Genomic DNA, 2453 nt, shown 5'->3' on the forward strand with positions numbered 1-2453 from the left:
CAGCCTTAGAAGGAATTCTCGTGCGGGGTTTCCTGAGCAATTAAAAAACCGCTTAGTAAATACTGGGCGGTTTTAAATATTTAAAATATTAAATAATCTTTTGCATCTCACCCCAATTATCACCACAATCTATCTCTACTTTGATTGGCGCTGGCAAATCACAAATACCCTCCATGGCGTGATGTAAAAACTCGGCAACTTTTTCAACTTCTTTTTCTGGTACTTCAATAACTAGCTCATCGTGGACTTGCAATAACATGCGACTACTAGGACTTATTTGAGGTAATTTAGCTGCGACGGCTAACATCGCCATTTTCATCAGATCTGCCGCCGTACCTTGAATCGGCATATTGATTGCTGTTCGTTCTGCCGCTGCTTGAATATAAGAAATGTGCGAGTTGATATCAGGAAAATATCGTCGTCGCCCAAATAGAGTTTCTACATAACCCAGGTCATGGGCTTGCTCTTTGGTTTTTTCTAAATACTTTTGTATGCCACTATACAATCCTAAATATTTTTCAATAAATTCTTTGGCTTCTACTCGGCTAATACCTGTCCGCTGTGACAAGCCCAAAGATCCTAAGCCGTAAATAATACCAAAGTTTACTTCTTTAGCTTGTCGCCTTTGCTCAAAACTTACTTGCTCCATTGGCACCTTAAATATTTCGGCAGCAGTTCGTGTATGAATATCCTCGTTCTGCTGAAAAGAAGTCAACATTTTTTGATCTGGCGCCAGTGATGCTACTACTCGCAATTCAATTTGAGAATAATCAGCGGACAATAGTTTGTATCCTGGTCGGGCAATAAAACCAGCCCTTAATTGTCGTCCCAGTTCCGTTCGGATAGGAATGTTTTGCAAATTGGGATTTGATGAGGATAGTCTACCAGTAGCTGTCACCGCCTGATTAAAGCTGGTATGCACACGTCCAGTCTGTGGATTAATCAGCTCTGGTAAAGCATCCAGATAAGTATTCTTTAACTTAGAGTATTCGCGAAACTCTTCAATATAGTCAATAATCGGATGTAACCCGCGCATCTTTTCTAGCTCACCAGCAGCGGTAGACACGCCTGTTTTAGTTTTCTTTAATCCTTTTACGGAAATGTTTAAATCCTCAAACAAAACTTTTTTCAACTGCAAAGGCGAGGCAACATTGAATTCCTTGCCAGCTAATTTGTAGATGTTTTGTTCTAACTCTGTAATCTTCTTGGCAAACTGCTTGCTTAAGTTACCATAAAGCTTCTGATCCACCAGAATACCGGTTAATTCCATTTGTGACAAAATAGCTAACAAAGGCATCTCCATTTCCGAAAATAATTTTGCCAGTGGCCCATCACCCAAATCCTGATTTAGCTTCTGATAAAGTTGGCAGCTATAATCAGCATCCTCCGAGCTATAGTAAGCTACTTTATCCAACTCCACATCGGCCATATTAATCTGCTTTTTACCCTTGGGACCGATCAGCTCGGTAATCGACTGCATTTTATACCCCAATTCAGTAAAAACCAAATCGTCCAATTTCAAGCTGCGCGCTGGTGGAAATAATAAGTAGGCCGCCAACAAAGTATCAAAAAATAATCCGTTAACTGGAGCGCCAGCCAACTCTAATATCTGTATATCATATTTTAAATTATGACCAACTTTCTTTATCTGCTCATCAGCTAATAATCCTTTTATTTCTTTTAACCACTTCTGGTGATCTACAAAATTCACATAATAAGCCACTCCCTTTTGCCAGCAAAAACTAATACCAAGCAGCTTGGCTCTCCTGGTATCTAAATCAGTAGTCTCGGTATCCAAACAAAATATCTTTTGCTGCTTTAATTCGCTAAAAAACTTCTGCCAATCTTTTTCCGTATTAATGAGCTGATATTGGACATTTTCATCTTTAGGGTTAGCTGGCGCTACCTGCGGCGCGGCGCTATGCTTAGACATGGCGGTGGGTGTTTTACTCAACAGACTTTTGAATTCTAACCGCTGAAACAAATCAAAAACGCGCCGCGCATCAAAGCCAGTCATTCTCATATCGGTTAAAGAAAATGGCAACGGCAAGTTAGTAATAATAGTAGAAAGGTGATAGCTTTGCCGTGCTTGCTCCTCTTGATTTTTTAATAGCTCTTTATAGCGCGGGCTAATCTTATCTGTCTTGTCTAATTTTTTATAAATACTATCAATAGAACCAAATTCTTTAATCAATTCCATTGCCGTCTTTTCGCCAATACCCTTAACACCCGGGATGTTATCTGAAGGATCTCCGCGCAGTGCTTTATAGTCAACCATTTTCTCTGGTCCAAAACCAAATCGCTCTTTAACCGACGCAGTGCTATAAACTATCGTATCAGCCAACCCGCGACGGATGGTAAATATTTCCGTTTGTTTATTAACTAACTGTAAAGTATCCAGGTCGCCGGTGACAATCAGACAATACACCTCGGGATTTTCTTTATTAACTCGC

General features: G+C 40.0%; 1 protein-coding gene. It reads right to left on the reverse strand.

Annotated elements, in window-relative coordinates:
• Positions 1 to 88 precede the first annotated feature (88 nt).
• On the reverse strand, positions 89 to 2453 hold a 2365-nt coding region (locus COX77_02815), incomplete at its 5' end, for a DNA polymerase I (protein ID PIZ99007.1).

It is taken from the genome of Candidatus Komeilibacteria bacterium CG_4_10_14_0_2_um_filter_37_10 (assembly GCA_002793075.1).
GTDB lineage: Bacteria > Patescibacteriota > Patescibacteriia > UBA1558 > UBA1558 > UM-FILTER-37-10.